Here is an 8004-nt window from a genome sequence, read left to right as displayed (position 1 = left end):
CACCGCGGACTCACAGCTTGCCATCCACCCCTCTCACCTCAGAGTTTATTCCCAGATCAAGACACAAGCGGGCTTGCTCGCGAAAGCGGTTTATCAGCCAGCCTATTTGGTGACTGATACACCGCTTTCGCGAGCAAGCCCGCTCCCACATTTGATCTTTGTAAGCCTCCCTTTTGGGAACCTTCCTACGCTTCGGCGCGCAACTCTTCCTTTCCAAAATCTGCCAGACTCCCTCGGCTATCAAGCCACGCTAACGGAGGATCTGATGACGATTCGTGCAGTAGTTTTTGATTTTGGCGGTGTCCTCTTCGATTGGAACCCGCAGCACCTTTACCGCAAGCTGATTGCCGACGACGCCGAACGGCAACACTTTCTCGACACCATCTGCACCCAAGCCTGGAACACCGAGCAGGACGCCGGCCGCAGCCTGGCCGAAGGCACCCGTCACCTTATCGAGCAATACCCGCAGCACGAACCCCTGATCCAGGCCTATTACGACCGTTGGCACGAAATGCTGCGTGGCGCGTTGCCCGATGGCGTGGCCATTCTTGAGGCGCTGCATAAGGCCGATATGCCGCTGTTCGGGCTCACCAATTGGTCGGCTGAAACCTTCCCTTACGCACGGGCCAACTACCCGTTTCTGCAGCACTTGCGCGATATCGTCGTGTCTGGCGAGTTGAAGTTGATCAAGCCGGACCCCGCGATCTATCACGCGAGCCTTGATCAGGTTCGCGCTCACTTGCCGGATATCCAGGCCAGGGAAGTGGTGTTTATCGACGACGTTGCCGGCAATATCGAGGCCGCTGAAGCCCTCGGCTGGCAGGGCATTCACCATGTGTCGGCCGAGCGCACTGCCGCGCGTTTGCGCGCGTTGGGCGTGAGCTTTTAGCGCGCCCACTTTTCCATGGCGAAATCCACAAAAGCGCGCAGCTTGGGCAGGCGGTAGCGGTCCTGTCGGTAGAGCAGGTGCATGGGGCGGCTGGGCAGTTGATAGGTGGTCAGCAACGCCACCAGCTTGCCGCTCTCCAGGTCCGGTTGCACCAGGGCATCGGCCAGCATGATGATGCCCATGCCGTTCACGGCTGCCTGGCGCAAGCCTTGGGAGCTGTTGATGGTCAATGCTCCGGCCACCGGCACCTCCACTTCGCCTGCATCGCCGGTCATGCGCCACAGTTTGCTGGTGTCTCGCCAGTTATCGTTCGCCGGGTAGGCAAATGCCAGGCAGTCGTGCTGTCGCAAGTCGTCGGGCGTCTGCGGAGTGCCACGTCGCGCCAGGTACGCCGGTGACGCGCAGAGCGTCAGGGTATAGGCCTGCATGGGCCTGGCGATCAGGCTTGAGGTTTCCAGCTCACCCAGGCGGATCGCAACGTCGAAGCCGCTGTCGACCAGATCCATGCGCTCATTGCTGAGTTCGACATACAGATTGATCTGCGGGTAGCGCTGGGCAAATTCGCTCAAGGCCGGTGTGAGGCGTTCGGTGCCGAACACCGGTGGCGCGGTGATGCGCAGGCTGCCTTTGGGCGTTTCGCTGTGGATCTGCTCTGCCAATAGTTCAGAGTCGGCCACCAGCCCCAGCACCTCCAGGCAACGTTGGTAATACTGCCCGCCAAATTCGGTGAGGCTCTGTTTGCGCGTGGTGCGCTTCAGCAAGCTGACCCCCAGCCGTTGCTCCAGCGCGCGCAAGTGGTTACCGACCATGGTGGTCGACATCCCGCATTCCTGCGCGGCGGCGGTCATGCTGCCGGCCTCGACCACTTTCACGTACACCGACATCGACTGGAACAGATCCATTGTCAAGCCCTGATTTAAAGTCATTGCAGGAATGCGCAGTTTATCCAGCTCAGGTGGCTAACGATACTGGCAGCATCACAACGATGCACTGGAGCCTGCCACCATGACCGCCGCCTGCCTGATGACCACCTATCAACCCATGGCCCTGAGCTTTACCCGTGGCCTGGGCACGCGCCTGTGGGACCAGCAGGGCCGTGAATACCTCGACGCCGTGGCCGGTGTGGCGGTAACCAATGTCGGGCACTCCCACCCCAAATTGGTCACGGCGATCAGCGAGCAGGCGGGACTGTTGCTGCACACCTCCAATCTCTACAGCATCGACTGGCAGCAGCGCCTGGCCGAGCGCCTGACGCGGTTATCCGGCCTGGACCGTGCGTTCTTCAATAACTCCGGCGCCGAAGCCAACGAGACCGCGCTGAAACTGGCGCGGTTGCATGGCTGGAAAAAAGGCATTGAAGAGCCTTTGGTGGTGGTGATGGAGAACGCGTTTCACGGGCGTACGCTGGGCACTATGGCCGCCAGTGACGGGCCTTCGGTGCGCCTGGGGTTCCAGCGCCTGCCGGGGGACTTTCTCAAGGTGCGCTTTGGCGACTTGGCCGCATTGGCGGCCATTACCGAGCAATTCGGCACGCGCATCGCGGCGGTCTTGCTCGAGCCGATCCAGGGTGAAAGCGGCGTGCTGCCCGCGCCGCCCGGTTACCTGAAGGCGCTGCGCGATCACTGCACGCGCCACGGCTGGTTGATGATGCTCGATGAAATCCAGACCGGTATCGGCCGCACTGGCGCCTGGTTTGCGTTCCAGCACGAAGGCATCGTGCCCGACGTGATAACCCTGGCCAAAGGCCTCGGCAACGGCGTGCCCATCGGTGCCTGCCTGGCCCGGGACGCCGTGGCCCAGTTGTTCACGCCAGGCAGCCACGGCAGCACGTTTGGCGGTAACCCGCTGGCCTGCCGCGTGGGTTGCACGGTGTTGGACATCATTGAAGAACAAGGCTTGCTGCACAACGCCGCGCTACAGGGCGAGCGCCTGCTGGCGCGGTTGCGGGTGGAGTTGAGCGAGCACCCGCAGGTGCTGGCGATTCGCGGCCAGGGCTTGATGGTCGGCATCGAGTTGGCCAGGCCTTACCGTGACCTGGCCCAGCGTGCGGCCCAGGAGCATGGGCTGCTGATCAATGTGACGCGGGGCAAGATCATCCGCCTGTTGCCGCCGCTGACGCTGGATGCCAAGGAGGTTGAGATGATTGTGCGGGCCATCACCCGTCTCCTGGATTGAAACCGGATCAAACTGTGGGAGCTGGCTTGCCTGCGATAGCGGTGTGTCAGCCACTGTAGTTGGCACAGACAGTCCGCTATCGCAGGCAAGCCAGCTCCCACATTGGATCGGCGTGATATTCAGAGATCCGGGCCATTGAGCCATTCCTGGTTCATGGTTTCGGTATCGCCCAGGTACTCCAATAACCAACTCATCGCCGGCGATACCTTATCCTGCGCCCACGCCACACACGACGGGCTGGCCGGAAACGGTCGGCTCAGTTGCAGCGCCACCAGGTCGCCACGCTCGACCCACGGCAATACCTGATGAGCCGGCGCCATGCCCACGCACAGCCCATCGCGCAGGCAATCGAGTGCCGAGGCCCAGTTGGGCACGACCAAACGGCGCTGGTTATCCAGGGTCCAGGTGTCGCGCTTGGGCAGGTTGCGCGAGGTGTCGGTCATGCACAGCGAGGCGAACGGACGCAGTTGGTCGTCACTGAGCAAGCCGTTGACGCTTGCCAGCGGGTGCTGGGCGCTGACCACACACAGCCAGTTGAGCAGGCCCATGTCCCGAAACGTGAAGCGGCTGGCCACCGGCACTGCGCTGGTGGCGCCGATCACAATGTCGGTGCGCTCATCGGCCAGGGCGTCCCACACGCCGTTGTACACCTCGTATTCGAGCAGCAATTCCACCTCAGGGAATTGCCGATAAAAATCCAGCACCAGTTGCCGGCAGCGCTGGGGTTTGACGATGGAGTCCACCGCGACCTTCAACTGGCCGCTCCAGCCATTGGCCACCTGTTGGCACAAACGCCGGGTGCCGAGCATTTTTTTCATCACCCCGCGCGCTTCGTCTATAAATAGACGGCCGGCGGGGGTCAGCTCCACATCGCGATGGCGGCGCACAAACAGCGGCACCGCCAACCATTCCTCCAACTGGCGCACCGTATAGCTGATGGCTGACGGCACGCGGTGCAATTCCTGGGCAGCGGCGCTGAAGCTGCCATGGCGTGCCACGGCATCGACTACATCCAGGGAGTATTCGGACCACATAGCGGTTGCCTTCAAAATATTTGATTCAAGTGTCCAATTATTATCGCTTCACACACAACCTGTCAGCTTCATAATGGGCGCCAGTCAGCAAATAGTTTGATGGCAGCATCCACAAGGCTTCAATGAAAAATTCTTTTGGTTTCACCTGGTATCTGGCGGGGCTGAGCATGCTCGGTTATCTGGCCATGGACATGTACTTGCCGGCGTTTGGCGCCATGGGCGAGCAGTTGCAGATCAGTGCGGGCGCGGTGGGCGCCAGCTTGAGTATTTTCCTCGCCGGCTTTGCGCTCGGGCAGTTGCTGTGGGGGCCATTGTCCGATCGCCTGGGGCGCAAGCCGGTGCTGCTCGCCGGGCTGAGCCTGTTTGTGCTGGGCTGCGCCGGGATGTTCTGGGTCGAGACGGCGCCGCAGTTGTTGGCGTTGCGTTTTATCCAGGCGATTGGCGTGTGTTCCGCCGCCGTGAGTTGGCAGGCGCTGGTGATTGACCGTTACCCGGCCGACAAGGCTCACCGGGTGTTCGCCAGCATCATGCCGTTGATGTCGCTGTCACCGGCGTTGGCGCCGCTGTTGGGCGCGATGGTGCTGAACCACTTTGGCTGGCAGGCGATTTTCGCGGTATTGCTGGGCGTGTCAGTGCTGTTGCTGTTGCCGACGTTGTTGCTGCGCAAAATGCCGAAACGTCGGGCCGAGGAGGGCGAACCTTCGCGCCTGGGCTATGGGCAGTTGCTGACCTCCCGGGTGTTTACCGGCAATGTGATGATCTTCGCCGCCTGTTCAGCCAGCTTCTTCGCCTGGCTCACCGCGTCGCCGTTTATCCTTGGCGACATGGGTTACAGCCCGAATGACATCGGCTTGAGTTATGTGTTGCCGACCTTGTCCTTTCTGGTCGGCGGTTACAGCTGTCGCAGTGCCTTGCAGCATTACCAGGGCAAAACCCTGCTGCCGTGGTTGCTGGTGGCCTATTGCATCAGCATGGTGGCGTTGTACCTGGTTGCGACCTTGACCGTGCCGACCCTGACCACCTTGTTGATTCCGTTCTGCCTGATGGCGTTGGTCAACGGTGCGAGTTACCCCATCGTGGTGGCGAATGCGTTGATGCCCTTTGCGGAAAATTCCGGCAAGGCAGCGGCGCTGCAGAACACCCTGCAGTTGGGCCTGTGCTTTCTGAGCAGCCTGCTGGTGTCGTCGTTGATCGACCAGCCGCTGTTGATCACCGTGATTGTGATGCTGGCGACTGCGCCGCTGGCGGTGTTGGGTTACTGGCTGGCGCGGCCCAAAACCGATAATTCGGAACTGGCAAACGCCTGAAGCTGAAACCCAATCAAACATGTGGGAGAGGGCTTATGTGGGAGCTGGCTCCCACATAAGCCCTCTCCCACAGTTGGTCGGGTTTCTTCAGTTAGAACGTCACTTCCATATTCAGCGTAGGCGTGGAGGTCCGGGTGCCCATGCCACCATCCACCCCGAACTTGTTATGCCAGTACTCGTAACCCACCCCCAGGTACAGGTTAGGCTTGACGCTTTTACCTGGCCGCACCGCCACCATCAGCGCGGTGCGCATCAGGGTTTCCGGCGCGGTGTCGCGGCCGTGGTAGTCCTCGCCCTTTTCCCCGACGTAATTGATAAACCCCTGGAACTTCGCCGCGTGGTTGGCGATGTCGAACGGGCGCATCCAGGTCAGGTTGAGCATGTAGGTGTCGTCGAAGGTGTGGTTCGACTCTTTCGCACCGGGGATGCCGGTGTGGTTCTTTTCCTTGTAGTACATCAGGCTCAAATCCAGCACGCCGACGGTGTTGAACTTCAACGTCGGGCCGACCACCAGCGCGCGTTTTTTAGCTGAGGCGAAGTTGTTGTTGCGGTTGGCGTCGAAGCCCAGGGTCAGGGCGTAATCCTTGACCAGGCCGGTGCCCAGAGGCACATCGAATACCCGTGAGGCGTACAGCTGGTGTCGGTACACGGCGTAGACCTCACTGCCACCCTGGTCGGTGCCCTTGCGTGGGTCGCTGCTGTCGGACAGAAACACATCGAGGTTCAGGTAGTTGCTGCCGTACTGGTAGCCGCTGGCGTGGGTAAAGCTGTAGATGCGCTTGCTGAAGTCGTCGGGGTTGTTGGGGTTGGTGAAGTGCTGGCCGTAGCGAAACCCTACGCTGTTGTTCATCCATTCCAGCGCGACGGCCTCCCCGCCGCCGAGAAGGGTCAATGCAACGGTGGCGCCCTGTAATGCCTTTTTCATTGTTCTAGGTCCTTTGGCGTTCTGGCTCATGACGGCCGGATTGTTTTTGTAACGCCGATGGAGGGTATCTTGTTCGATTGATTGTATACAACTCTATGGACATCCAGTCCAAACATTGCATACAGTGTTCGCACAACAAAAACAGAGAACCCCTCACCATGACTATCCCGAAGGCGTCACCGCAGCGGCCAGAAGACGAGAATCTCGGCGTCGCGGCCAACATGGCTTACGGCCTGCAGCATGTGCTCACCATGTATGGCGGCATCGTTGCCGTACCGTTGATCGTCGGCCAGGCGGCCGGGTTGTCGCCGGCGGATATCGGCCTGCTGATCGCCGCCTCGCTGTTTGCCGGTGGCCTGGCCACGTTGCTGCAAACCCTCGGCCTGCCGTTTTTTGGCTGCCAGTTGCCGCTGGTGCAGGGCGTGTCGTTTGCCGGTGTGGCAACGATGGTGGCGATTGTCGGCAGTGATGGCGCGGGCGGGGTGCCGGCGATTCTCGGGGCGGTGATGGCCGCGTCGTTTATCGGCTTATTGATCACGCCGGTATTCTCACGGATCACCAAGTTCTTCCCGCCGCTGGTCACCGGCATCGTGATCACCACCATCGGCCTGACGCTGATGCCGGTGGCAGCGCGCTGGGCCATGGGCGGCAATAGCCGCGCAGCGGACTTTGGCAGCATGGCCAACATCGGCCTGGCGGCACTGACCCTGGTGCTGGTGTTGCTACTGAGCAAGATCGGCAGCGCGACCATCTCGCGCCTGTCGATTCTGTTGGCCATGGTGATTGGCACCGTGATCGCGGTATTCCTGGGCATGGCGGATTTCTCCAGCGTCGCCCAAGGGCCGATGTTCGGCTTCCCGACACCTTTCCATTTCGGCATGCCGACCTTCCATGTGGCGGCGATCATTTCCATGTGCATCGTGGTGATGGTGACGTTGGTGGAAACCTCGGCGGACATCCTCGCGGTCGGCGAGATCATCGACACCAAAGTCGACTCCAAGCGCCTGGGTAATGGCCTGCGTGCCGATATGCTGTCGAGCATGTTTGCGCCGATCTTCGGTTCATTCACCCAAAGCGCCTTCGCCCAGAACGTCGGCCTGGTGGCGGTTACGGGAGTGAAAAGCCGCTTTGTAGTGGCCACTGGCGGTGTATTTCTGGTGGTGTTGGGCCTGCTGCCCTTTATGGGGCGGGTGATTGCGGCGGTGCCGACTTCGGTGCTTGGCGGCGCCGGTATTGTGTTGTTCGGCACCGTGGCGGCCAGCGGGATTCGCACGCTGTCCAAGGTGGATTACCGCAACAACATGAACCTGATCATCGTGGCAACGAGCATCGGTTTCGGCATGATCCCGATTGCAGCGCCGAACTTTTATGATCACTTCCCCACTTGGTTCGCGACCATTTTCCATTCGGGCATCAGTTCGTCGGCGATCATGGCGATTCTGCTGAACCTGGCGTTCAACCACTTCACCGCCGGTAACTCGGACCAGCAATCGGTGTTTGTGGCCGGCACCGAGCGCAGTTTGTGCTTCCACGACGTGGCGGCGTTGCGCGATGGCGATTACTTCAGTGGCGGTAAATTGTTTGATGCTGAAGGGAAGGAGATTCCAGTGGTGGCGCAAGTGCCGAGGAAGGCCGCAAAGCCTGAGACCACCGAGGTCTAAAACTGTGGGAGCT

The 8004-nt window shown here is 60.7% G+C and carries 7 protein-coding genes; 4 read left to right on the top strand and 3 right to left on the bottom strand.

Annotation, left to right across the window (positions count from 1 at the left end; genetic code table 11):
- Positions 1–265: 265 nt before the first annotated feature.
- Positions 266–889 carry an HAD family phosphatase gene (locus AOA62_RS15745; protein WP_017136123.1) on the top strand — a complete coding sequence of 208 codons (624 nt, stop codon included), beginning with the start codon at positions 266–268 and terminating at the stop codon, positions 887–889.
- Here AOA62_RS15745 and AOA62_RS15740 read toward each other — a convergent pair.
- Positions 886–1791: a LysR family transcriptional regulator gene (locus tag AOA62_RS15740; RefSeq protein ID WP_099549106.1), complete on the bottom strand. Its 906-nt coding sequence runs from the start codon at positions 1789–1791 to the stop codon at positions 886–888. The two genes, AOA62_RS15745 and AOA62_RS15740, sit on opposite strands and share 4 nt — an antisense overlap.
- 103 nt (positions 1792–1894) lie before the next feature.
- On the opposite strand from AOA62_RS15740, the gene AOA62_RS15735 reads away from it, so the two are divergent.
- A complete protein-coding gene (locus tag AOA62_RS15735) occupies positions 1895–3064 on the top strand; it encodes an aspartate aminotransferase family protein (protein WP_099549105.1) in 1170 nt (389 codons plus the stop codon).
- Between the two features lie 119 nt (positions 3065–3183).
- On the opposite strand, the gene punR is transcribed toward AOA62_RS15735, so the two are convergent.
- Positions 3184–4098: a DNA-binding transcriptional activator PunR gene (punR, locus tag AOA62_RS15730; protein ID WP_099549104.1), complete on the bottom strand. Its 915-nt coding sequence runs from the start codon at positions 4096–4098 to the stop codon at positions 3184–3186.
- 122 nt (positions 4099–4220) lie between these two features.
- On the opposite strand from punR, the gene punC reads away from it, so the two are divergent.
- Positions 4221–5405, top strand: a complete 1185-nt coding sequence (gene punC / locus AOA62_RS15725; RefSeq protein ID WP_017136119.1) for a purine nucleoside transporter PunC — start codon at positions 4221–4223, stop codon at positions 5403–5405.
- A gap of 91 nt (positions 5406–5496) precedes the next feature.
- Here the strand turns inward: punC and AOA62_RS15720 are convergent, their stop codons facing one another.
- Positions 5497–6330, bottom strand: coding sequence for a hypothetical protein (locus AOA62_RS15720; RefSeq protein ID WP_017136118.1), 834 nt, complete (start codon positions 6328–6330; stop codon positions 5497–5499).
- Positions 6331–6488: 158 nt separating this feature from the next.
- Here AOA62_RS15720 and AOA62_RS15715 point away from each other — a divergent pair, with 158 nt between their 5' ends.
- A complete protein-coding gene (locus AOA62_RS15715) occupies positions 6489–7991 on the top strand; it encodes a nucleobase:cation symporter-2 family protein (RefSeq protein ID WP_017136117.1) in 1503 nt (500 codons plus the stop codon).
- Positions 7992–8004: the final 13 nt, after the last annotated feature.

The sequence above is a fragment of the Pseudomonas sp. 2995-3 genome (assembly GCF_002742565.1).
GTDB classification, from domain to species: Bacteria; Pseudomonadota; Gammaproteobacteria; order Pseudomonadales; family Pseudomonadaceae; genus Aquipseudomonas; species Aquipseudomonas edaphica.
Note: the sequence above shows the minus strand (reverse complement) of the source record. Positions and strands in the feature narration are given on the sequence as shown.

Excerpts from the sequence above, each read along its gene's own strand:
- AOA62_RS15735 (WP_099549105.1), top strand. The coding sequence starts at position 1,895 with ATGACCGCCGCCTGCCTGATGACCACCTATCAACCCATGGCCCTGAGC.
- AOA62_RS15715 (WP_017136117.1), top strand. The coding sequence starts at position 6,489 with ATGACTATCCCGAAGGCGTCACCGCAGCGGCCAGAAGACGAGAATCTC.
- punR (WP_099549104.1), bottom strand. The coding sequence starts at position 4,098 with ATGTGGTCCGAATACTCCCTGGATGTAGTCGATGCCGTGGCACGCCAT.
- punC (WP_017136119.1), top strand. The coding sequence starts at position 4,221 with ATGAAAAATTCTTTTGGTTTCACCTGGTATCTGGCGGGGCTGAGCATG.
- AOA62_RS15745 (WP_017136123.1), top strand. The coding sequence starts at position 266 with ATGACGATTCGTGCAGTAGTTTTTGATTTTGGCGGTGTCCTCTTCGAT.
- AOA62_RS15720 (WP_017136118.1), bottom strand. The coding sequence starts at position 6,330 with ATGAAAAAGGCATTACAGGGCGCCACCGTTGCATTGACCCTTCTCGGC.
- AOA62_RS15740 (WP_099549106.1), bottom strand. The coding sequence starts at position 1,791 with ATGGATCTGTTCCAGTCGATGTCGGTGTACGTGAAAGTGGTCGAGGCC.